The sequence below is a fragment of the Actinomycetospora callitridis genome, assembly GCF_028737265.1.
Lineage (GTDB): Bacteria > Actinomycetota > Actinomycetes > Mycobacteriales > Pseudonocardiaceae > Actinomycetospora > Actinomycetospora callitridis.
The window spans coordinates 192,224-213,287 of sequence record NZ_JAQZAK010000006.1 but is presented as its reverse complement, the minus strand read 5'-3'; the positions used below and the strand labels follow the sequence as shown (position 1 = coordinate 213,287).

24 protein-coding genes are annotated in these 21,064 nt (G+C 73.9%); 14 read left to right on the top strand and 10 right to left on the bottom strand.

Going from position 1 to position 21,064, the window contains the following annotated elements:
• The first annotated feature begins 24 nt into the window (after positions 1-24).
• The 8 genes from PH191_RS19965 to PH191_RS19930 are packed head-to-tail and all read left to right on the top strand — an operon-like array spanning position 25 to position 6,096.
• A complete protein-coding gene (locus tag PH191_RS19965) occupies positions 25-1,260 on the top strand; it encodes an alpha/beta fold hydrolase (RefSeq protein ID WP_274196370.1) in 1,236 nt (411 codons plus the stop codon).
• Positions 1,257-2,066, top strand: a complete 810-nt coding sequence (locus tag PH191_RS19960) for an N-acyl homoserine lactonase family protein (RefSeq protein ID WP_274196369.1) — start codon at positions 1,257-1,259, stop codon at positions 2,064-2,066. The genes PH191_RS19965 and PH191_RS19960 overlap by 4 nt, the downstream gene beginning before the upstream one ends.
• Positions 2,063-2,971, top strand: a complete 909-nt coding sequence (locus tag PH191_RS19955) for an NAD(P)-dependent oxidoreductase (RefSeq protein WP_274196368.1) — start codon at positions 2,063-2,065, stop codon at positions 2,969-2,971. Before PH191_RS19960 ends, PH191_RS19955 begins: the two co-directional genes overlap by 4 nt.
• Complete coding sequence (locus PH191_RS19950; protein WP_274196367.1) at positions 2,968-3,357, top strand: cupin domain-containing protein; 390 nt, start codon at positions 2,968-2,970, stop codon at positions 3,355-3,357. The genes PH191_RS19955 and PH191_RS19950 overlap by 4 nt, the downstream gene beginning before the upstream one ends.
• Entirely contained in the window at positions 3,354-3,752 is a 399-nt protein-coding gene (locus PH191_RS19945; protein WP_274196366.1) for a carboxymuconolactone decarboxylase family protein, read from the top strand. Before PH191_RS19950 ends, PH191_RS19945 begins: the two co-directional genes overlap by 4 nt.
• A complete protein-coding gene (locus tag PH191_RS19940) occupies positions 3,749-4,627 on the top strand; it encodes an NAD(P)-dependent oxidoreductase (RefSeq protein ID WP_274196365.1) in 879 nt (292 codons plus the stop codon). The genes PH191_RS19945 and PH191_RS19940 overlap by 4 nt, the downstream gene beginning before the upstream one ends.
• Complete coding sequence (locus PH191_RS19935; RefSeq protein ID WP_274196364.1) at positions 4,624-5,382, top strand: carboxymuconolactone decarboxylase family protein; 759 nt, start codon at positions 4,624-4,626, stop codon at positions 5,380-5,382. Before PH191_RS19940 ends, PH191_RS19935 begins: the two co-directional genes overlap by 4 nt.
• A 27-nt stretch (positions 5,383-5,409) precedes the next feature.
• Positions 5,410-6,096: a GntR family transcriptional regulator gene (locus PH191_RS19930; protein WP_274196363.1), complete on the top strand. Its 687-nt coding sequence runs from the start codon at positions 5,410-5,412 to the stop codon at positions 6,094-6,096.
• Here PH191_RS19930 and helR read toward each other — a convergent pair.
• The 9 genes from helR to PH191_RS19885 all read right to left on the bottom strand — a co-directional run bounded on the left by helR (position 6,086) and on the right by PH191_RS19885 (position 15,844).
• The gene (gene helR / locus PH191_RS19925; RefSeq protein WP_274196362.1) at positions 6,086-8,320 is read right to left on the bottom strand and encodes an RNA polymerase recycling motor ATPase HelR; all 2,235 of its coding nucleotides are present in this window, start codon (positions 8,318-8,320) and stop codon (positions 6,086-6,088) included. The two genes, PH191_RS19930 and helR, sit on opposite strands and share 11 nt — an antisense overlap.
• 120 nt (positions 8,321-8,440) lie before the next feature.
• Positions 8,441-9,424: a sensor domain-containing diguanylate cyclase gene (locus PH191_RS19920; RefSeq protein WP_420791830.1), complete on the bottom strand. Its 984-nt coding sequence runs from the start codon at positions 9,422-9,424 to the stop codon at positions 8,441-8,443.
• Between the two features lie 189 nt (positions 9,425-9,613).
• Positions 9,614-10,801, bottom strand: a complete 1,188-nt coding sequence (locus tag PH191_RS19915) for an amidohydrolase family protein (RefSeq protein WP_274196360.1) — start codon at positions 10,799-10,801, stop codon at positions 9,614-9,616.
• A gap of 124 nt (positions 10,802-10,925) precedes the next feature.
• The gene (locus PH191_RS19910; protein WP_274196359.1) at positions 10,926-11,867 is read right to left on the bottom strand and encodes an MBL fold metallo-hydrolase; all 942 of its coding nucleotides are present in this window, start codon (positions 11,865-11,867) and stop codon (positions 10,926-10,928) included.
• A 4-nt stretch (positions 11,868-11,871) separates the two neighbouring features.
• A complete protein-coding gene (locus PH191_RS19905; RefSeq protein WP_274196358.1) occupies positions 11,872-12,963 on the bottom strand; it encodes a hypothetical protein in 1,092 nt (363 codons plus the stop codon).
• 109 nt (positions 12,964-13,072) lie between these two features.
• Entirely contained in the window at positions 13,073-13,942 is an 870-nt protein-coding gene (locus PH191_RS19900; RefSeq protein WP_274196357.1) for a LysR family transcriptional regulator, read from the bottom strand.
• Positions 13,943-13,998: 56 nt separating this feature from the next.
• Complete coding sequence (locus PH191_RS19895; RefSeq protein WP_274196356.1) at positions 13,999-14,307, bottom strand: hypothetical protein; 309 nt, start codon at positions 14,305-14,307, stop codon at positions 13,999-14,001.
• A 65-nt stretch (positions 14,308-14,372) separates the two neighbouring features.
• Entirely contained in the window at positions 14,373-15,530 is a 1,158-nt protein-coding gene (locus tag PH191_RS19890; RefSeq protein WP_274196355.1) for a putative T7SS-secreted protein, read from the bottom strand.
• A complete protein-coding gene (locus PH191_RS19885) occupies positions 15,530-15,844 on the bottom strand; it encodes a hypothetical protein (protein ID WP_274196354.1) in 315 nt (104 codons plus the stop codon). Before PH191_RS19885 ends, PH191_RS19890 begins: the two co-directional genes overlap by 1 nt.
• Positions 15,845-15,936: 92 nt before the next feature.
• Between PH191_RS19885 and PH191_RS19880 the strand changes: the two genes are divergently transcribed.
• The 6 genes from PH191_RS19880 to PH191_RS19855 all read left to right on the top strand — a co-directional run bounded on the left by PH191_RS19880 (position 15,937) and on the right by PH191_RS19855 (position 19,921).
• Positions 15,937-16,635, top strand: coding sequence for an SDR family NAD(P)-dependent oxidoreductase (locus tag PH191_RS19880; RefSeq protein ID WP_274196353.1), 699 nt, complete (start codon positions 15,937-15,939; stop codon positions 16,633-16,635).
• Positions 16,632-17,678, top strand: coding sequence for an S-adenosylmethionine:tRNA ribosyltransferase-isomerase (locus PH191_RS19875; RefSeq protein WP_274196352.1), 1,047 nt, complete (start codon positions 16,632-16,634; stop codon positions 17,676-17,678). Before PH191_RS19880 ends, PH191_RS19875 begins: the two co-directional genes overlap by 4 nt.
• Positions 17,675-18,064, top strand: a complete 390-nt coding sequence (locus PH191_RS19870) for a hypothetical protein (protein WP_274196351.1) — start codon at positions 17,675-17,677, stop codon at positions 18,062-18,064. The genes PH191_RS19875 and PH191_RS19870 overlap by 4 nt, the downstream gene beginning before the upstream one ends.
• Positions 18,065-18,109: 45 nt before the next feature.
• Positions 18,110-18,889, top strand: a complete 780-nt coding sequence (locus PH191_RS19865) for a MerR family transcriptional regulator (RefSeq protein ID WP_274196350.1) — start codon at positions 18,110-18,112, stop codon at positions 18,887-18,889.
• A gap of 136 nt (positions 18,890-19,025) precedes the next feature.
• The gene (locus tag PH191_RS19860; RefSeq protein WP_274196349.1) at positions 19,026-19,358 is read left to right on the top strand and encodes a PE domain-containing protein; all 333 of its coding nucleotides are present in this window, start codon (positions 19,026-19,028) and stop codon (positions 19,356-19,358) included.
• Positions 19,355-19,921 (top strand): DUF3558 domain-containing protein, encoded by a 567-nt coding sequence (locus PH191_RS19855; protein ID WP_337994083.1) that lies wholly within the window; start codon positions 19,355-19,357, stop codon positions 19,919-19,921. Before PH191_RS19860 ends, PH191_RS19855 begins: the two co-directional genes overlap by 4 nt.
• 155 nt (positions 19,922-20,076) lie before the next feature.
• Here PH191_RS19855 and PH191_RS19850 read toward each other — a convergent pair whose 3' ends face one another.
• Positions 20,077-21,024, bottom strand: coding sequence for a zinc-binding dehydrogenase (locus PH191_RS19850; protein ID WP_274196347.1), 948 nt, complete (start codon positions 21,022-21,024; stop codon positions 20,077-20,079).
• Between the last annotated feature and the right edge of the window lie 40 nt (positions 21,025-21,064).

The window sequence follows — 21,064 nt, the reverse complement described above, 5'->3', positions numbered from 1 at the left end:
ACAGGTCCTCGACGGGGAGGCGCGATGGGGCTCGACGAGACACGGGTGGCGGAGACGCTCACCGACGGACTGCTCGCGGGCCTGCCGCCCGGACCCGACTGGAGCCTGCTGCTCGAGATCGGGGCCACCCGCGTCCTGGTCCGGGTGGTCGAGGGCTCCGTGCGCGTCGAGGGCGCGCCGGGCATCAACGCCACCTGGGACGTCGGCTTCGCCGTCTCCGACGCGGAGTGGGCCGAGTTCTGCGCCGACCCGCCCCCGCGCGGCGCGACGACGGCGCAGGCCCTCGTCGCCACCCGCGGCAGCGAGCGGATCACCGGCCGGCGCGAGGTGTGGGCGCGGGCGGCCCCCGCGATCGACCGGATCCTCGACGCGCTGCGCGACACCGAACGGGCGCCGATCCGGCGACGGCCCGATCCCGCGCCGCGACCGCCGGGGTTCGGGCCGAGCGTCGGGCGCTACCTGCACCTGGACGACGGTCGAAGGATCTTCGTGGAGACCGCGGGCGAGGGCCCGCCGCTGCTGTGCCTGCACACGGCGGGCGCCGACTCGCGCCAGTTCCGCGGCCTGCTCGAGGACCCGCGGGTCACCGACCACCACACCGTCGTCGCCTTCGACATGCCCTGGCACGGGCGCTCCGATCCCCCCGACGACTGGCAGCACCGCCGCTACACGCTCGACACCGCGACGTACGCGGCGACGGTGCTCGCGGTCGCCGAGGCGCTCGAGCTCGACCGCCCGGTGCTCCTGGGCTGCTCGATGGGCGGAGCGATCGCGCTCTACCTCGCCGCCGAGCACGGCGGCCGGTTCGCCGGGGTGTGCGCGCTCGAGGGTGGTCTCGGGAGTGCCGGGCGCTTCGTCGAGTGGACCCACCGCGCCGACGTCGACCACTCCGGCTTCCTGGCCAGCTGGGTCGGCGGGCTGATCGCGCCCTCGAGCCCGGAGGGACAGCGTGCCCAGACCCTGTGGGGCTACGCCAGCAACGGACCCGGCGTCTACCAGGGCGACACGGCCTTCTACTCGATCGACTTCCCCCCGATCGCCGCCGGCCTCGGCCGCGCGACCTGTCCGCTGTACGTCTTCAGCGGCGAGTACGACTACTCGGCCACCACGGAGATGAGCCGGCGGGCCGCCGAGCAGCTGGGCGGGGAGCTGGTGGTCATGGCGGGACGCGGCCACTTCCCGATGTCCGAGGACCCCGAGGGGCTCCTCGAGCACCTGCTGCCGGTGCTAGCCAAGATCCGGAGCGGAGCGCTGCGATGACCAACGAGGTCTGGGCCGTCCGCTACGGCACGCGCGTCACCACGCGCACCGAGGCGTACCTCAACTGGCACGTCTACGGCGAACCCGACGAGTCGTTCCGGATGGACTACTTCTTCTGGATCGTCCGGGGCGACGGGCGCACCACCGTCGTCGACTGCGGGTTCGACCCCGAGGTCGGGCGACGTCGCGGCCGGGAGGTGCTCGTCGACCCCGTCGACGCGCTGGCCGCGCTCGGCATCGACGCCGCCACGGTCGACCGGCTGGTGGTCAGCCACGCGCACTACGACCACATCGGCAACCTCGACCGCTTCCCGGCCGCCGAGATCGTCGTGACCGCGCGGGAGCTCGCCTTCTGGACCGGCCCGCACGCCGGGCGCGTCCAGTTCGCGCACTCCACCGAGGCCGGCGAGATCGCCGCGCTGGCCCGCGCCCACGACGAGGGCCGGGTCACGACGTTCACCGGCTACTGCGAGCTGGGCGACGGGTTCGGGCTGCTCGAGGTCGGCGGGCACACGCCGGGCCAGCTGATCGCCCGCGTCGCGGTGCAGGGCGGGGAGGTCGTGCTGGCCGCCGACGCGCTGCACTTCTACGACGAGCTCACACGGGACCGGCCGTTCTTCGTCGTCGCCGACCTCGAGGCCATGTACGCGGGCTTCGACACGCTGCGCGAGATCACCGACCGGCCGGGCCGGGTCCTCGTGGCCGGGCACGACGCCGACGTGGGACGCCGCTTCCCCGGTCGCGCGCAGGGCACGGGGATCGACGACCTGGTGATCCGACTCGAGGTGGAGGGACGCCGGACATGACCACGGTCGGCGTGATCGGACTGGGCAACATGGGCGGGCGGATGGCGCGCCGGCTGGTGGACGCGGGGTGGGAGGTCGTCGGCCACGACCCGGTCACGGGCCGGGCGGAGGACGTCGGCGCCGAGGCCGTCGGGAGCCCCGCCGAGGTCGCGCGGCGCGCTGCGACGGTGCTGCTCTCGCTGCCGGACTCGACGGTCGTCGAGCCGGTGGTCCGCGACCTGCTCACCGGGGCGGCGTCCGGCACGACCGTGGTCGACCTGTCGACGGCGTCGCCCGAGTCGACGGTCGCGCTCGCCGCGGAGGCCGCGACCCGCGACGTCACCTACCTCGACGCCGGCATCTCCGGCGGCGCGGCGGCGGCCGAGAAGGGCACGCTGACGATCATGGCAGGCGGCGACGCCGCGGCCCTCGACGCGATCCGCCCCGTCCTCGCGCCGCTGGCCGCGACCGTGCACCACCTCGGTCCGGTCGGCGCCGGGCACACCGCGAAGCTGCTCAACAACTTCCTCAACGCGGTGACGCTCGCCGCAACCGCCGAGGTCATGGTGGCCGGGCAGCGCGCGGGCCTGGACCTGCGCACGCTGCTCGCGGCCATCAACGGCGGCAGCGGGCAGTCGTTCGCCTCGAGCAACCGGTTCCCGCGCATCGTCGAGGGCGACTACCTCGAGGGCGGGCTCACAAGCCGCCTGATGACCAAGGACGTCACGCTCTACACCGAGCTTCTCGCGCGCCTCGGCGTGCCCTCGCTCAACGCCGCGGGCCCCATCGCCTCGTTCGGCATGGCCGCGCACCTCGGCTACGGCGACGTCATCTCCAACCGCGTCGTGGACGCCCTCGGCGACCTCGCCGGCGGCGTCCGGATCCAGCAGCCCACGACTGAGTCCACTTCTGGGGAGGTCTCGTGAAGATCGTCCACGGGCGCGCCGACGGCGTCGTCACCGAAGCACGCGGTGCCACCTTCACCGGCACCGTCTGGGGCGACCCGGTGCTGCCGACCACCGACGGCACCACGATCAACTCGGTGACGTTCACCCCCGGCGCACGGACCTTCTGGCACCACCACGAGCGGGGCCAGATCCTCGTCGTCACCGCCGGGACGGGGTGGGTGTGCACGCACGGCGAGACGCCGCAGCCGCTCACGGTCGGCGACGTCGTCTGGGTGCCGCCGGACGAGCGGCACTGGCACGGCGCCGGGCCCGGCTCGATCATGACCCACCTCGCGGTCTCCCTGGGCACGACGACCTGGCTCGACGAGGTCTCCGAGGACGAGTACGGGCGGGCAGCGCGATGAGCGGCCGGAACGGGACCGACGACCGCTTCGAGCGCGGCCTCGCCATCCGCAAGGAGGTCGTCGGCGAAGACCACGTCGAGCGGTCGATGGCGCAGGTCAGCGACTTCTCCCGGCCCGTGCAGGAGTACGTGACCCGCTGCTGCTGGGGCGAGGTGTGGGACCGCCCGGGCCTCGACCGCCGCACCCGCAGCCTGCTCAACCTCGTCATGCTCACCGCGCTCGGCCGCTCCCACGAGCTCGCGGTGCACGTGCGCGGCGCGCTCACCAACGGAGTCACCGAAACCGAGATCCAGGAGGCGCTGCTGCAGGCCACGGCCTACTGCGGGGCGCCCGCCGGCCTCGAGGCGTTCCGGGTCGCCGACGGGGTGCTGGCCGAGACGAGGGAGCGGTCGTGAGCGGGCCCTCCGGCCGGGCGGTCGGGTTCGTCGGCCTCGGGCAGATGGGCACGCCGATGGTGTCGCGCCTCGTCGACGCGGGCGTGACGGTCCGGGCGTACGACGCCTCGCCCGAGGCGCGCGAGGCGTTCGCCGCCGCCGTGCCCGGCGCGACGGTCGTCGGCTCGGCGTCGGAGACGGCCGACGGCGCCGAGGCCGTGCTGCTCTGCCTGCCGAACTCGGCGATCGTCGAGTCGGTGGTGGCGGAGCTCGACGCCGCCCGCGTGATCGTGGACATGAGCTCCTCGGAGCCCCTGCGCACCCGCGCGCTCGCGGCCTCGCTGGCCGACACGGGGCGCGTGCTGGTCGACGCCCCGGTCTCCGGCGGCGTCTCCGGGGCCCGCGCGGGCACGCTCGCCGTGATGGTCGGCGGGGCCGACGACGTCGTCGCGGACCTCGAACCGCTGCTCGCCGCCATGGGCCGCCCCCGCCACGTCGGGCCGGTCGGCGCCGGCCATGCGCTCAAGGCGCTGAACAACCTGATGTCGGCGGCCCACCTCGTCGCGAGCTCGGAGGCGGTGCTCGTCGGCGAGGAGTTCGGGCTCGACCCCGCCGTGATGCTCGAGGTCGTCAACGGCTCGTCCGGGCGCAGCGGATCGACCGAGAACAAGTGGCCGAACCACATCCTGCCCGGCACCTACGGGGCCGGCTTCGGCATCGGCCTGCTGGTGAAGGACATCCACATCGCCCTCGACCTCGCCGCGAGCACGAGCGTCCCGACCCGGCACGCGGCGGCGACGGTCGCGCTCTGGGACGAGGCACTCGCCGAGCTCGGGCCGACCGCCGACCACACCGAGATCGCCCGCTGGCTGCGCGAGCGGAAGGGGACACCGTGACGCTCACCGACGAGCAGCAGGCCATCAAGGACGAGTTCGTCCGCGTGCGCGGCACCTGGGGCGAGCCGTGGGAGCGGATGCTGGAACTCGACCCCGCCTTCGTCCGCGCCTACCTCGACTTCTCCGCGGTGCCGTGGCGCCGCGAGCCGGGCGCGCTCACGCCGAAGGTCCGCGAGCTCCTCTACATCGCCGTCGACGCCGCCGCGACCCACCTCTACACGCCGGGGGTGCGCCAGCACGTGGCCGCGGCGCTCGACGCCGGCGCGACGCCGCACGAGATCATGGAGGTGCTCGAGCTGACGAGCACGCTCGGCATCCACGCCGCGAACATCGGGGTGCCGCTGCTGGTCGAGGTGCTCGTCGAGGAGGGCCTGCGCGACGGGCCGGCGCCGCTCGACGAGCGCCAGGAGCGGCTCAAGGCCGAGTTCACCGCGACCCGTGGCTACTGGCACACGTTCTGGGACGAGATCCTCGAGCTGGACCCGGACCTGTTCGAGGCCTACGTCGCCTTCTCGTCGGTGCCCTGGCAGACCGGCACGCTCGAGCCGAAGGTCAAGGAGCTCGTCTACTGCGCCTTCGACGCCTCGGCGACCCACCTCTACGTGCCCGGCCTCAAGCTGCACCTGCGCAACGCCCTGGGCCACGGCGCGACCGTCGCGGAGATCCTCGAGATGTTCGAGATCGCCAGCGTCGTCGGGATCCACGCCGCGACGACCGCGGCACCGATCCTCGCCGAGCTGGCCGCATCGCGCTGACGCGTGCTGCCGGGGCCAGGTGCGACGATGGGCGCCGTGTCGTCGTCGGTGTGGGGCCCCGAGCCGCTGCCGCGCGTCGCCGCGCCGTTGCGCGAGCAGGTGACCGACCGCGTGCGCTCGGCGATCCTCGACCTGCGCCTGCGCCCCGGGGAGCGCCTCATCGAGCGCGAGCTCACCGAGAGCCTCGGGGTCTCGCGGGCCACGGTCCGCGAGGTCATCCGCCAGCTCGCCGCCGAGGGTCTCGTCACCGTCGTCCCGCAGCGCGGGGCCGAGGTGACGTCGCTGTCGCCGTCCGACGCCGCCGACATCTACGAGATGCGCGCCTCGCTCGAGGCGCTCGCGGTCCGGCGCTTCGTCCAGCGGGCCGGCGACGACCAGGTCCGCGCGCTGCGCAGTGCCGTCGACGAGATCGCCCGCAGCGCCGCGACGGGCGAGGTCGGCGACCACCTCGGCGCGAAGGACCGCTTCTACGACGTGCTCATGGAGGGCTCGGCGAGCGGGCCGCTCCAGCAGACGCTCGCCGGGCTCCAGGCGCGGGTGCGGCTGCTGCGCGCGACGTCGCTCTCCGCGCCGGGCCGGCCCGCCGAGGCGGCGGCGGAGCTGCGCGCGGTGGTCGACGCCGTCGAGGCGCGGGACGCCGACGCGGCCGCCGAGGCGAGCATCCGGCACATCCGCGCGGCCGCGGCGACGGCGACCGCCCAGCTCACGACCTGACCGGGGGTGCCTGCCGGCATGTGAGCACTTCGGAGTGCTCCAGCACCTCGAAGTGCTCACATGCGCGCAGCGCACCCGGCAGCGGGTCCCGGTGCAGGACGCCGAGGCGCTGGGTCGCGCGGGTGAGGGCGACGTAGAGGTCGGCGGCCCCCTGCGGTCCCTGCGCCAGGATGCGGTCCGGGTCGACGACGAGCACCGCGTCGAACTCGAGGCCCTTCGTCGCGGTCGGCGCCACCCCGCCGGTCCCGATCACCACGCTCGTCCCCTCGCGTCCGGCCTCGTCGCGCACGAACGCCTCGATCGCGGCCGGGAGCTCGTCGTCGGTGACCTGCCGCGACCACGGCCGCACACCGGAGGCCCGCACCGAGTCCGGCGGCCGGACGTCCGGGGCGAACTCCGCCAGCACCGCGGCCGCGACGGCCATGATCTCCGCCGGCGTGCGGTAGTTGACCGTCAGCGACCGGTACGCCCAGCGCCCGGGGACGTAGGGCTCGAGCATCGCGCCCCAGGACCTCGCCCCGGCCGGGGAGCGGCGCTGGGCGAGGTCGCCGACCACGGTGAACGAGCGGCTCGGGCAGCGCCGCATCAGCACCCGCCAGTCCATCTCCGAGAGCTCCTGGGCCTCGTCGACGACGACGTGGCGGTATGTCCAGTCGCGGTCGGCCGCGGCGCGCTCGGCGAGCTCGCGTGTGTCGCGCTCCTCGAACCGCTCGGCCAGGCGCGCGTCGTGGATCAGGTCGTCGACGGTCACCCCGACGTCCTCGTCCAGCTCCTCGCGGTCCAGCGTCAGGATCTCCATGACGCCGGCGGCGTACTCGGACTCGGCCTGCCGCTCCCGCTCGGCGGCGCGCTCCTCGGCGTCGACCGCCGCCTTGTCGCGTCCCAGCAGGTCGACCAGCTCGTCGAGCAGCGGCACGTCGGGCACCGTCCAGGCGTGCCCGTCGGCCCGCCACAGCGCGGGGTCCGCGCCGGCTGCGCGCAGCCGGTCGGACGAGGCGTAGAGCGGGCCGAGCAGCGTCGCCGGGGTCAGGATCGGCCAGAGCTCGTCGAGCGCGGCGGTGAACGCCTCGGACTTCGCCAGCTCGTCGAGCACGTCGGTGCGCAGCTGCGCCCACGCGGCGCGGTCGGACCGGGTGATCCAGCCCCGGGCGATCCGGCCGACCGCCCGTTCGGTGAGGACGTAGGTGACGATCTCGGTGAACACCGGGCGGGCCTCGTTGTGCGGGAGCCCGCTCGCGCGTGCCTCCTCGCGCGCCCACTGCGCGGTCTCGGCGTCGATGCGCACCGTGACGTCCTCGAGCGCGATCGTCAGCGGCTCCTCGGGCAGCCGCTGCCGGTCCGCGATCGCCGCGGCGAGCACGTCGAGCATCGCCCGCGAGCCCTTGAGCCGGGTGGCCTCGGGTGTGTCCTCAGCCGTGACCGCGAGGCCGGGCACGAGGTCGCCGGTCGTCGTGAACACGACGTCGGACTCGCCCAGCGACGGGAGGACGCGCCCGATGTGGTGCAGGAACGCCGGGTTCGGCCCGACCACGAGCACGCCGTGGCGCTCCATCCGCTCGCGCTGCGTGTAGAGCAGATAGGCGACGCGGTGCAGCGCCACGACGGTCTTGCCGGTGCCCGGGCCACCCTCGATGACGAGCACACCGGGGTGGTCGAGGCGGATGATCTCGTCCTGCTCGGCCTGGATCGTCGCGACGATGTCGCGCATGCCCTCGCCGCGCGGCGCGTTCACGGCCGCGAGCAGGGCCGCGTCCGCGTCGCGGTCGGCGCCGTCGGGGCCGCCGGCGCCGGGACGGCTGAGCACCTCGTCGGTGAAGTCGACGATGCGGCGCCCGCGCGTGTGGAACTGACGGCGCCGGCGCATGTCCTCGGGGTGCGCGCCGGTGGCGACGTAGAAGGCGCGCGAGGCCGGGGCGCGCCAGTCGAGCAGCACCGGCTCGTCGTGCTCGTCGCGCAGACCGATCCGGCCGATGTAGGAGCGCTCGCCGGAGTGCGCGTCGAGCCGCCCGAAGCACAGCCCGTTGTCCGCGACGTCCAGTCGCTTCATCTGCGTGGCCGCGGCACGCACCGCGACGTCGCGCTCCATGGGCGACTCGCCGGTGCCCTTCAGTGCCGCGTCGTACTCGCCCTTCACGCGCGCGCGTTCCGCATCGAGCCGGGCGTAGAGCCCGGACACGTGGTCGCGCTCGGATCGCAGTTCCTCGTCGTACCCCGGCGTGGACACAGGCCTCCCCACGGCGCCACGCGAGGGCGCCGATCCCGTTCTGGTGAGCGGCGATCGTGCGCCGGGACCCGGGTCTTGCCGCAAGCCCCGTGGTCGGCTATACGTTGGAAACGGAAGAGATCAGGTGCGGTCGCCGCCGCGCCGGGCGCGCTTGTCGGCGTACATCGCGGCGTCGGCCGCGGCGCAGGCGCCCGGGAAGCCGTCGGAGACCGTGAACGGGGCCGTGCCGATCGAGCACGGCACGCCCGAGTCGTCCAGGGCCTCGCGCAGCCGCATGACCAGGCCTTCCGCGTCCTCGGTGCCCACCTGCACCACCAGCGCGAACTCGTCACCGCCGAGGCGGGCGAGCGGATCGGTGCTGCGGATCGCCGAGCGCAGGACCGCGGCGGTGTGCCGCAGGTGCCGGTCGCCGGCGTCGTGCCCCTCGGTGTCGTTGACGGTCTTGAGCCCGTCGCTGTCGAGCATGACCACCGAGGCGGGGTCGCCGAAGCGCCGGAAGCGCTCGTCCTCGCGTGCCAGCCAGCGCTCCCACCCCCGGCGGTTGAGCAGCCCGGTGAGCGGATCGGTCTCGGCGTCACTGACGGCCCGCTCGAGGGCGCGCGCGGTGTCGACCGCGGCGGAGTCGGCCTCGAGCACCGACGACAGGAGGCTGGACAGCAGGTCGAGCAGCGGCTCCTGGTCGTCCAGCGTCGTCGTCACCGGCTCGCGGTTCATCCCGACCACGGTGCCGAACAGCGACCCGTCACCGGTGACGATCGGGGTGCCGACGTAGCTGCCGACCTCGATGCCCTGCTCCGCGGCGGTGCACGCGATGCGTTCCAGATCGGGGATCGCGCGGGTGTCCGGGACGATGCGCGGGGTGGTCCCGGCGACCATGTACTGGCACATCGAGTCGGTCCACGCCGCGCTCACGCCCGGCTCGAGCCCGTAGGCCGAGTCGGCGGTGACCAGCATCGTCTGCCGGCCGTCCGCGACGCGCGTGACCGCCCAGGCGTCGAGCGGGACGACGCGGGCGAGGTAGTCGACCACCATGCGGCAGGCCGCGTCGAAGGCGCGCGGCGGCGCGAGCTCCGCAGCGATGCGGAGATCCTGAGTGGACGTCACGACCATGCCTCCCCCGGCGTGGATGCGCGGCCCCCACCCGGCCGCTGGCTCCAGTGTTGCCCCCGCCGTTGCGCGCCGGTCGGGGAGGTCCCCGGTCATCACCCGTTGTGGCCATCGGCAGGGGTCGGGTGGCGGCGATCGGGCTCTCTCAGGCCGTCTAGCGCCTCCGCGAGACGGCCGGATACTCCGTCAGAGACGGACGCCCGCGCGCCACACCGCGCGGACGTCGCGGGTGGCGGTGACGTCGGACAGCGGGTCGCCCTCGACGAGCAGCAGGTCGGCGCGCTTGCCCGGCGTGATCCGGCCGCGGTCGGCGAGGCCGAACACGTCCGCCGGCAGCGAGGTCGCGGCGCGCAGGACGTGGCGCGGCGTCAGCCCCGCCCGCGCGAGCAGCTCCAGCTCGAGGTGCATCGACGCCCCGTGCAGCACCGCGGCGGCGTGGCCGGGGACGTCGTTGGCGTCGGTGCCGGCGAGGATCGTCGCGCCGGCGTCGACGAGGCGCCCGACGTTCCCGGTCGCGTGGTCGTAGGACACGCCGGGCGCGGTGCTGACGGGCAGGTGGCCCCGGTCGCCGGCGCGCAGCGCTGCGACGACCTCGGGGTCGAGCCCGGAGAGCAGGCGCGGGTCGGCGAGGAGCTCGTCGGTGCTCGCGGCGTCGGACCGGGCCCGCATCATCGCCAGCGTCGGGCAGACGACGAGGCCGGCGAGGTCGGCGTCGTCGACCGGGCCGTCCAGCGGGACGTGGGTGAGGACGTCGACCCCGGCCTCGAGCGCGGTCCGGAACGCCCACCGGGTCGGCGCGTGCGCCACGGTCTGCAGGCCGTGGGACCGCGCGGCGGCGCACACGGCCGCCACCGTCTCCGGGCTCAGCGTGGGCCGGGTGACGTCGGCGCTGTTCTCGACGAAGATCTTGAGGTAGTCGGAGCCCTCGCGGACGCGGTCGCTGACGAACTGCTCGGCGTCCTGCGGGCCCGAGAGCCCGGGCATGCGCCAGCCCGAGGGGTCGGGCGGGAGCATCACCGCGGGCCAGCCGTCGACCGCGCCGGCCATGAGTCCGGAGCTGCGCAGGTCGGCCTCGTCGGTGCGCACCTGCGCCCGCCTCCGGAGCATGGCGGTGAACTGCGGCGGCGCGGAGAACATGTCGAGCACGGTGGTGACGCCGTGGCGCAGGTCCTGGCCGAGGTTGCCGGCACCACGGAGGTGCACGTGCGCGTCGATCAGCCCGGGCAGCAGGGTCATGCCCCGGCCGTCGACGTCCCCCGTCCCGCCGTCCCTCCCGGGGCCCATCGCGGTGACCACCCCGTCGTCGATGGTCACGCTCACCACGCCGAGGGCGTCGTTCCCGTCGAACACCCGCGCGCCGGAGATCGTCGTCATCGCCCTGCCTCCCCTGCCGACAGGGGACCAGGGTGGCACCGCACCGAGATCACCAGGGCGAAAGACACCTCTCGGGGGCGTCAGGAGGTGCGTTTCGCCGTGCTGATCTCCCCCGCGGGCGGTCTCACGCGAAGCAGGTCAGCGGTCCGCCGTGGTAGGTGACCATGTCGTCGAGGGCGGCGAAGACGTCGATCGTCCCGCCGCGCTCGAGGCCGTCGAGTTCGGCGTAGGCGCGGTGGAGGTTGCCGACGATGCGCTCGGCGTCGGGCCAGTCGGTGAACCGGCCGAGGTCGGTGTCCCGCGCGGCCTGCAGCGGGGTGACGCCGGCGGCGCGGCCGCGTTCGGCGACGTCGAGGACGAAGCGCAGGTAGTCGAGCGTCGCGTCCAGCGGCGCCCGGTCGTGGAACACGGGGCCGTGGCCGGGCACGGTCGTCTGCGCGCCGAGGGGCACCAGGACGTTCTCGAGCACGTCGATCGCACCCGCCACCGAGCCCATGAGAAGGAACGGTGTGCCGCCGTGGAAGACCAGGTCGCCGCAGAACAGCGTCGACCGGTCGGGGAACCAGACGATCGAGTCGTTGGTGGTGTGCGCCGGGGTGCCCACGTGCAGGACCTCGCCGCGCAGGTCACCGGCGTGCACCGCGACGCGGTCGGTGAAGGTGATGAACGGCGGGTCGAGGGGCAGGTCGCCCCACTCGGGGTTCTGCCAGTACGTCAGCTCGCGGGCGGGGCCGAACGCGATGGCCTCGGACCGGGTCTTCTCGTGCGCCACGATCGCCGCGTTCCCGAACAGGGCGTTGCCGAAGGTGTGGTCGCCGTGGTGGTGGGTGTTGACGAGAGTGCGCACCGGCCGATCGGTCACCGAGGCGATCGCGTCGAGGAACGCGCGGGTGCGGCGCTCGGTGGAGCACGCGTCGATCGCGGTCACGCCCTGCGGGCCGACCACGAAGCCGGTGTTGTTGATCCACCACGTGCCGTCGGGCTGGATGTAGGCGTGGATGCCGTCGGAGACCTCCTCGCACCGCGGGGGTCCCGGCACGGTGATGTCGTCGTGTCGGACGCTCATCGGATCAGGCGATCTCGGCGCGCAGCTGCTCAGCCGCCTTCGCCATCGAGACGAGCTTCCCGCGCGCCATCGGCCGCGGCAGCGAGAACAGACCGCAGTCGGACGTCAGGTGGACGCGGTCGGGCGAGACGTGCTCGAGGGCCTTGCGCACGCCCGCGGCGATCGCGTCCGGCGTCTCGACGACGAGCCGCTTGATGTCGATGCAACCGACGCCGAGGCCCTTGTCGCTGGGGAAGCGCGACCACAAGTTGAAGTCGTCGTCCGGGAAGCCCGTCTCGGCGAAGGCGTACTCGACGGCGTCGACCCGCAGCTCGTTCGCGACCAGCTCGTGGAACCCGGCGTACGGCGTGATGCCGACCGGGACGCCGCTGGCGAGGTGACAGATGTGGAAGATCGTCAGGGCGTCGACGCCCTCGAGCGCCTGGTTGAGCGTCTCGACGACGAGGGGGTAGTCCTCGGGCTGGTGCAGGGTGAAGCCGACGTCGTCGAGCTGCAGCACCTCGACCCCGGCGGCGACGGCGTCCTTGAACTCGGCGTTGTAGGCCGCCGCGAGGTCGCGGTAGAGCGCCTTCTTGTCGTGGTAGTGGCGGTCGGTCAGCCAGCCGGCGAGGTTCGCCGGGCCCATCCCGCTGCAGAACTTCACGGTGCGCGGGCTGACGGCGCGAGCGCTCGTCCACAGGTCGGCGAGGTGCATGGTGCCGCGCCCGATCGGGCCGGTCACGGCCGTCTCGCTCCACGTCCCGGCGAACGGCGCCGCGGTCTCGGTGCCGAACGCCTCGAACAGGTGGTTCGGCGCGGGCTCCACCGTGATGCCGTCGAGGTGGTAGGCGGGGTAGAGCAGGAACGACGAGATGAAGCCCTCGTGGCGGTCGTACCAGAGGTGGCCGTCGGTGGGCAGGTCGATGCCGGCGTCGATCTGGTCGCCGATCATCGCGCGCACGCCGTCGGAGTAGGCCTCGGCGAAGTCTCCGCGGCGCATGGCCACGCGGATGTCCTCGCCGCCGAGGTCGAAGGTGTTCCACTTCGGCCGCGGGTAGGAGCCCACCGCGGTGGTCGGGAAGAGGTGGCCGAAGTGGTCACTGAGTCGCCGGGCCATCGTGGCCTCCCACGTCGTCGGGGTCGGTCGTCGGGGTCGTGAGCCCACCGTGGCCCGGGTCGTCCGCCGGATCACGTGCCGTTTCGGTTGCGATCCGTCCCTTGACAGCTCAGGGCAGGGTGACGAGGTCCGCCGCCTGGCGGAACGCGAGCGCGACGCGCGAGTCGTCGTCGACGCCCGTGGCCACCGAGACGCGGCACTCGTCGCCGGCCAGCGGGACGAACCGGACGTCGGGGCGGGCGAAGAAGCGCCGGGCGGGATCGCCGTGGACGCCGAGCATCCCGGACGTCGCGACCGCCGCGGGGATCGCGGCGGGGGTGCGCACCACCGGGCTGCGGCGCGACACCTGCATCGCGGGCCCCGCCCACCGCCCGAGACCGGGATGGCGCCCGACCGGCCGCACCCACGCCGCGCCCGCGACGTCGTCCTCGTCGAGGTGCTCCGCGTCGGCGAACGGGGACGAGACCGGGACGACCGCGACCCGACCCGCCGTCAGCACGTGATCGAGACGCAGCCCGTCGACCGGTCCGACGTCGTGCACCACCGCGACGTCGACCTGCCCCTCGCGGACGGCGTCGAACTGGGAGTCCCAGTCCAGCTCGATGTGCACGAGCAGGCTCTCCGGGAGCTGCGCCTGCACCAGGCGGCGCAGCGCGGGCCAGCGGTCGGCCGCTCCGAAGCCGAGGATCCCGACGCGCACGACCCCGTCGTCGTTCGCCGACGGCGCGTCGTGCACCGCCGCGGCCAGGTCGTCGACGCGCGCCAGCACGTCGCACGCCCGCTCGACCAGGCGGACCCCGGCCGGGGTGAGGGTGACGCGACGGCTCGTGCGGTCGAAGAGGCGGGCCCCGACCTCCTTCTCCAGCGCGCGTACGTGCCGCCCGAAGGCCTGCGGGGCGATGTAGTGCCGCTCCGCGGCCTTCCGGAAGTGCAGTTCCTCCGCCAGCGTCACCGCGTAGCGGAGCGCCTGGATGTCCATGAGAACGCCTCCGTGACCGGCGACGCTACTGCGCGGCGGGGCTCGGAGGAACGGGTTCACGTGTCGCGGGCGGCCTCGATGCGCCGCGCGACCTCGTCGCCGGCGGGGGTGTTTTGGAGCCAGCAGATGTTGCCGGGCCGAAGGTCCTTCTCGGGATCCCACCACTCTCGGCGCAGACGTTGCAGCGCCTCGTCCGTGGACAGGGGCCACGGTTCGAAGTCGGGGTTCACGTCACCGAGCCGAGCAAGGTCGTTCTCGACCAGCACCGTGATGGCCTCCAGGCTCGCGTCGCGGAGGGCGACGGGGTCCCGTTCGAGATACGGCACCCCGTCGTTCCGCTCGACGAGGTGCATCACGTACCGCACCTCATCGAGACTGATCCAGTCGTCGAGGCCCCGAAGCAGAATCTGGCCAGCGCCGTCCTGCTCGGTCAGCGTCGGGGAATGTGGACTTTCCATCGCTCTCCGTTCGGGAGTCTCGCGTCCAGTGTCGTGCCGCCGGAGCCCGATCGGTCGCGGAGCCCGATCTCCGTCCCGTCGGGCAGCCGGACCGACGGGCCGTCGTAGCCGTCCCAGCGCAAGGGCGTGCCGTTCTCGGACAACTCGTCGTAGAGGTCTCGGACAGCCTGCTCGTCAGGCAGCTGCCGTACACCGGGATTCCTTCCCGGGTCGCCCACAGTCGGGATGCGATCGGCAGCGGGCAGGGCCGCGTCCGCCCCTGCATCGGCGTCCGCCGCGACGGTGAAGGGCGCGACGCGGTCGTCGCCGACCGCGTGGGCGATCGCGTCCGCCGCGCCGACACCGGCGATGCCCACACCCGTCGCCACCCCGGCGAGCGACAGACCGCCGAGGGGGACACCGGCCACGGCGCCGACCCCGGTCGCGTCGAGGGCCACGGACCCGACGACGCCGGCGGCGCTGACCGCGGCCAGCGCGCCACCACCGACCACGGCCGCGGCGTCCAGGGGGTTCTGGAGCAGGGCGTTCCCGACCGAGGCCGTCGCATTGCCCGCCTCCGCCGCGACCGCGCCCGCCCCGTCGGCGAGCTCCCCCCAGAACCCGGGCGCGGGCGGGGCGGCGCCGCAGGCCGCGGTGACCACGGCGGCGGACCGATCGCCGGAGTCCCGCACGTGCTGCCGGGCCTCGGCGAGGAGCCGCTGGGCGTCGGCGCGTGCGCCGTCGCCGGGGTCGACGAACGGCACAGGGGCGCCCCCGGCCGCGATCGCCTGGTCGTACTGCGCGCGGGCGGTCATCGACGCCCTCTGCGCCTCGTGCCAGCGGGTCACGGCCTCGCCTGCCCGACCCCGCGCCCACTCCAGCGCGGCGGCGTGGTCTTCGGCAGCGCGGGCGGCGTCACCGAAGGCCGCGGCGGCGTCCTGCCAGCGTCGAGGCTCGGGAGCGAACGCCGCGCGGAAACCGTCCGCGGCCGGCCCGGACCAGCCGTCCGGCGTGCGGACCCGGCCGAGCCCGGACGAGGCCTCCTCGAGCATCAGCGCGTACCGCCGGTAGGTCGCACCGGCGGTGCGCAGGACGACGGGGTCGCCGGGGATCAGGGCGGTCAGGTCCTCGGTGGCGCCGAGCTCCGGCATCAGCTCCCTCCCGGGTCGGGGCCCGCACCGCGCACCAGCCCGTCGAGACCGCGGGCGGCACCGGTGTCCGCCCGCCGGTACCCGGCCTCGGCCGCCGCGAGCCGGTCGGCGACGTCGCGGCCGTCGTCGGCGAGGGCTTCCACACCCTGCTGCCACCGCGTGGCGAACTCCTCGAGCGCCGCGCTCAACCGGTCGTGACCGGGCGCGGACCCGACGCCGTCGAGCCGCCCGACCTCGACCTGGTCGACGGTGGCGCGCACACCCCGGGCCGCCCGGCCCAGCGCCTCGAGGTCGACCGCGTACCCGCCCCCCACGATCGAGAGGCTGGCACGCCCCGGACGTTGCTGGGTGCCGTTCCGGAAGAACGCTTGACCTCGACTTCCGTCTAGGTCGCACCGTCGAGCACATGAGCCGACACCAGCCCACAGCACTGATCACCGGCGCGTCCCGCGGGCTCGGGCGCGCGCTCACCGCCGACCTGGCCGCCGACGGCTGGCGCGTCGTCGTCGACGCGCGCCACGGCGACGAACTCGCCGCCGCCGTCGCCGGCCTGCCCGGCGTCGTCACGGTCCCCGGCGACGTCGCCGACCCCGTCCACCGGACCGCCCTCGCGGAGGCCGCCGACGACCTCGGTGGCCTCGACCTGCTCGTCCTCAACGCGAGCCTGCTCGGACCCAGCCCGCAGCCCGAGCTCGCCGACTACCCGCTCGACGTGCTCGAGCAGGTGCTGCGCGTCAACGTCGTCGCGCCGCTCGGACTCGTCCAGGCGCTGCGCCCGCTGCTGCGTCCCGGGGCGCGGATCGTCGCCGTCACGTCCGACGCCGGAGCCGAGGCCATGGCCGGGTGGGGCGGCTACGGCACGTCGAAGGCGGCGCTCGAGCACCTCGGCGCGGTGCTGGCCGTCGAGAACCCGCAGTGGCGCGTGTACGTCGTCGACCCCGGCGACATGCGCACCGTGATGCACCAGGAGGCCTTCCCGGGCGAGGACATCAGCGACCGCCCCGAGCCCGAGACCGTCGTGCCCGCGCTGCGCGCGCTCGTCGACGGCGACCACCCCAGCGGCCGCTACCGCGCCGCCGACCTCACCCCGGCGGTGGCCTCATGACCGTGCTGCCCGTGACGTCCTTCCGGCTCCCGCCCGACGCGGAGGCCCACGAACCGCCCGAGCACCGAGGTCTCGCCCGGGACGGCGTGCGGCTGCTCGTCGCCCGTCCCGGCGTCGTCGAGCACCGGCGGTTCCACGAGCTCGCCGACGTCCTCGACCCCGGCGACCTTCTCGTCGTCAACACCTCCGCGACCCTCCCGGCCGCCCTCGACGCCCGACACCGCGACGGGCGGGCCATGGCGCTGCACGTGGCGACGGACCTCGACGACGGCGACTGGGTCGTCGAACCCCGCCGCCCCGACGGACCCGAGCGCGACGTCGCGGCCGGCGACCGGCTCACGCTGCCCGGCGTCGTCCTCACCCTCGTCGCGCCCTACCCCGACGAGCACGCCCCGCGACGGTTGTGGCGGGCGCGGCCCTGGCCGGCGGTCGGGAGGGCGGGCCATCTCGCGAGGTACGGGCACCCGATCGCGTACGGGCACCTCGCCGGGCGGTTCCCGCTCGCGGACCACCAGACCGTCTATGCCACCGAGCCCGGCAGTGCCGAGATGCCGAGCGCCGGGCGCCCGCTGTCCGAGCGGCTGCTCGTGCGCGTGATGGCGCGCGGCGTGACCGTCGCCCCGCTCCTGCTGCACGCCGGGGTGTCGAGCCAGGAGAAGCACGAGCCGCCGACGGCCGAGCGGTTCCGGGTGCCGGCGTCCACCGCCCGTCTCGTCAACTCGGCGCGGGCGGCCGGTGCGCGGGTCGTCGCGGTGGGGACGACCGTGGTGCGGGCGCTCGAGACCGTGGCGGCGCCGGACGGGACCGTGTCCTCGGGACACGGTTGGACCGACCTCGTCCTCGGCTCCCACCGCCCGGCGCGGACCGTCGACGGGCTGGTCTCCGGGCTGCACGAGCCGGAGGCGAGCCACCTGGCGCTGTTCGAGGCGGTGGCCGGGCCGGCGCTCGTCGGGCGGGCGTACGAGGCGGCCGTGGCGGAGCGGTACCTGTGGCACGAGTTCGGCGACTCGACGCTCCTGCTGCCCTCGGGGGTGGCGTCGTGAGCCGGTCCACGCGGCACGCGCCGCTCCTGCTGCACAACACGATGCGGATCACCGAGGGACACCTCGACGAGTTCCGCGCAGCCGTCGAGCGGGCGGTGGCCTTCGTCGAGGAGCACGGGCCCCAGCTCGCCGTCCAGGTCTTCATCGACGACGAGCGGCTCCTCGCCCACAGCTTCCAGCTCTACCCGGACTCGGCGGCGATCGTGGAGCACTGGCGCCTCTCCGACCCCTACATCGCGGAGGTGATGGAGCACTGCTCGGTCGAGCGCCTGGAGATGTACGGCGAGCCCGAGGAGGACGTCGTCGGGGACGTGTTCCGGCCGGACGTCGCCGGGGACGTGCCGCGCAGCGTGGTGCCGCGGCTCATCGGGTTCGTACGATCCTGAGCGACACTTGACCCTCACGCGACGGAAGGCCCGAGGGTGGTCCCCATGACCGAGACGGCACCGGGGACGACCACGTGGACGGTGGGCCAGGTCGCCGAGCGTTCCGGGGTGACGGTCCGGACCCTGCACCACTACGACGAGATCGGGCTCCTGCGCCCGAGCCGCCGGAGTGCGTCGGGGTACCGGCTCTACACCGACGAGGACCTCGTGCGGCTGCAGCACGTCGTCGTCTACCGGCGGCTCGGGTTCTCGCTCGAGGAGGTCGCCGTCCTCCTCGACGACCCCGAGGCCGACGTCGCCGGGCACCTGCGCCGGCAGCGCGCCGCGGTCATGTCCCGGCTGGACGAGCTCGGCGAGCTCGTCACGGCCATCGACCGAGCCCTGGAGGCAGAAGTGTCCGGCATCCAGCTGACCCCCGCCGAGCAGCGCGAACTGTTCGGCGAGGGCTACAAGGAGGAGTACCAGGAGGAGGCGCGCGAGCGGTGGGGCGACACCGACGCCTGGCGTCAGTCCCAGCAGCGCACCTCGCAGTACACGAAGGCCGACTGGCAGGCGATGAAGGCCGAGATGGACGACATCCACGGCCGCTTCGTCGTCGCGCTGCAGGCGGGTGAGCCCGCAGACGGGCCGGCGGCGGTGGACGCCGCGGAGGCCCACCGCCAGCACATCACGCGGTGGTTCTACGACTGCCCGGCCGAGATGCACGCGTGCATCTCCGACATGTACGTCTCCGACCCGCGCTTCACCAAGACGTACGAGGACATCGCCCCCGGGCTGGCCCAGTACGTCCGGGACGCGGTGCACGCGAACGCGGAGCGGCAGTAGATCGCTGTTTCGGTGACGAACCCCTGCAGATCTGTGGGGGTTCGTCACCGAACCCCCGATCTTCGTCCGAACCGCACCCACGGCGTGGCGCCGGTGGCTAGCGTGAGCGGTCGGTGATCGGGAGGAGGGCGACGCAATGACCCAAGCCGGCGGCGGGTCCTTCGCCGTGGACATCGCCCGGGCGCCGAAGGCGATCCGGGATCTGGAGCAGGCTCGGGACGAGCTCAAGGGCATCAAGCGAGACGCCATAGCCCTCGGTCAGGTGGATCCACCAACGAGGGACCAGGTCAGCCTCGACGCCGCTCAGAAGCTCAGCGAGGTCGGCGTCGGAAGCGCCGGTTCCCTGATGCAGGCGCTCGACGGGGGCATCGCAGAGATCGAGAGGCTGATCGGCGCACTTCGGACTGGGTTTGCTGCCTACGAACGCGAGAATTCAGCGGCAGCCGGCAATCTTCGCTCGCTGCAGTGAAGCGATACGCGGGCGCGGTGATCCTGGCTCTCGCGTTGGCGGCCTGTGGCGGCTCTCCGCCACAGCCGCAACCGGCTCAGGAGGAGCGATATGGGGCGCCGCTCGCGAACGATCCTCGCGACGTGAGGTCCTTCGCCGCTGACCCCTGCCGTAGTCCGCTCTCCTCCGGCGAGATGCAGGAGTTGGGATTCAACGGAACTGGTCGACTCGATGTCCTGCTGACAGGCGAGCGAGGCTGCGTCTGGGACTCGCAGGACGACTCCCAGGACGTCACCTTCATCGTGGTGGGCACCAGGGACGTCCTCGTCGACACCTACAGGACGCGGCAGTTCGCGATCTTTCGGCCGACGACCATCGCGGGCTTGCCAGCGACTCTCGAGCAGAGTTCGACCGATTCGATCGGCTGCACGATCACCGTAGGAACTGCGGCGGGTCAGGGATTCATCGCCGATTATTACGAGGGCGATCTCGGCGCCAACGGTCAAGCCGACGACCCCTGTGGCCGTGGTCAACGTGTCGCGGAACGATTCGCTGCCTCCCTCCCACCCCTCCCCGCCAAGTAGCAACCGTGTCCTCAGGACACGGTCTTCTTCTCTCGCCCCACCCCGCGCTCCGCGGCACACCGAAGATCCCGATCCGTGGAGCGGTCGCTCCGCTCAGCGGAACGTCCGCTCCGGGATCAAAGATCTTGCCCTGCCACCCCTCCCACGCCGGCCGCTCACGGCACCAGCAGCGTCTTCCCCACCGCCGTCCGGGCCGCGATGGCGGCGTGGGCGTCGGAGGCCTTCTCGAGCGGGAAGGTCTGCCCGATCACCGGCCGGTAGCGTCCCTCCGCCGCCTCGGCCAGGGTCCGCTCGACGTGAGATCTCCGGGCCGCGCGGTCGAGGCGGGGGAGGTCGGTCAGGCCCGTCAGGGCGATCCGCCGTCGCGCGGCCTCGTCCGGGTCGGGCGACGCGAACTCGCCGTCCGCCGTGCCGTAGGAGACGAAGCGGCCGCCATCGGCCACGATCCCGAACCCCGCCCGGCCGAGCGCGCCGCCGGCGCCGTCGAGCACGGCGTCGACCGAGCCGACGTGGGAGGTCCACGACGGGGACCCGTAGTCCACGATCTCCGCGGCGCCCAGCGAGCGCGCCAGCGAGGTCTTCACCGGACCCCGCGCCGCGGCGACGACGTGCACCCCGCGCCGCGTCAGCTCCTGGACGAGCAGCACACCCGCCCCGCCGGCGGCGGCCAGGACGAGCACCCGCTCGCCCTCCCGCGCCGCCACGGCGTCGAGCAGCGACCGCAGCGTCGGACCGTCGTGGAGCAGGGCCACGGCCTGCTGGTCGGTGAGGGCGTCGGGGATCGGGATCAGCTCCGACTCCGCCACCACGGCCTGCTCGGCGTAGCCCCCGACCGGGATCTCCGACCCGCCCACGACCTGCTTGGTGTCGGCGACGACGCGGCGCCCGGCGCAGGTCCCCGCCACCCCGCTGCCCGGCACGTAGGGCGGGCGGACCGGGAAGAAGTCCTCGCCCCACCCCGCACGCAGCAGCGTGTCCAGGAACATCACGTCGGACGCGGACACGGCGATCACCGCCTCGCCGGATCCGGGCTCCGGATCCGGGGCGTCGGCGGGACGCAGCACCTCGGGTCCACCGAACTCCTCCACCTGCACCACGCGCATGTCCACTCCTCGGATCGACGACGCGACCGAGGCTGCGGCG

What these genes read in the sequence shown, in the direction of transcription:
- PH191_RS19965 (WP_274196370.1), top strand. Translation starts at nt 25, where the DNA reads ATGGGGCTCGACGAGACACGGGTGGCGGAGACGCTCACCGACGGACTG.
- PH191_RS19960 (WP_274196369.1), top strand. Translation starts at nt 1,257, where the DNA reads ATGACCAACGAGGTCTGGGCCGTCCGCTACGGCACGCGCGTCACCACG.
- PH191_RS19955 (WP_274196368.1), top strand. Translation starts at nt 2,063, where the DNA reads ATGACCACGGTCGGCGTGATCGGACTGGGCAACATGGGCGGGCGGATG.
- PH191_RS19945 (WP_274196366.1), top strand. Translation starts at nt 3,354, where the DNA reads ATGAGCGGCCGGAACGGGACCGACGACCGCTTCGAGCGCGGCCTCGCC.
- PH191_RS19930 (WP_274196363.1), top strand. Translation starts at nt 5,410, where the DNA reads ATGGGCGCCGTGTCGTCGTCGGTGTGGGGCCCCGAGCCGCTGCCGCGC.
- PH191_RS19915 (WP_274196360.1), bottom strand. Translation starts at nt 10,801, where the DNA reads ATGACGACGATCTCCGGCGCGCGGGTGTTCGACGGGAACGACGCCCTC.
- PH191_RS19910 (WP_274196359.1), bottom strand. Translation starts at nt 11,867, where the DNA reads ATGAGCGTCCGACACGACGACATCACCGTGCCGGGACCCCCGCGGTGC.
- PH191_RS19905 (WP_274196358.1), bottom strand. Translation starts at nt 12,963, where the DNA reads ATGGCCCGGCGACTCAGTGACCACTTCGGCCACCTCTTCCCGACCACC.
- PH191_RS19900 (WP_274196357.1), bottom strand. Translation starts at nt 13,942, where the DNA reads ATGGACATCCAGGCGCTCCGCTACGCGGTGACGCTGGCGGAGGAACTG.
- PH191_RS19890 (WP_274196355.1), bottom strand. Translation starts at nt 15,530, where the DNA reads ATGCCGGAGCTCGGCGCCACCGAGGACCTGACCGCCCTGATCCCCGGC.
- PH191_RS19880 (WP_274196353.1), top strand. Translation starts at nt 15,937, where the DNA reads ATGAGCCGACACCAGCCCACAGCACTGATCACCGGCGCGTCCCGCGGG.
- PH191_RS19875 (WP_274196352.1), top strand. Translation starts at nt 16,632, where the DNA reads ATGACCGTGCTGCCCGTGACGTCCTTCCGGCTCCCGCCCGACGCGGAG.
- PH191_RS19865 (WP_274196350.1), top strand. Translation starts at nt 18,110, where the DNA reads ATGACCGAGACGGCACCGGGGACGACCACGTGGACGGTGGGCCAGGTC.
- PH191_RS19860 (WP_274196349.1), top strand. Translation starts at nt 19,026, where the DNA reads ATGACCCAAGCCGGCGGCGGGTCCTTCGCCGTGGACATCGCCCGGGCG.
- PH191_RS19850 (WP_274196347.1), bottom strand. Translation starts at nt 21,024, where the DNA reads ATGCGCGTGGTGCAGGTGGAGGAGTTCGGTGGACCCGAGGTGCTGCGT.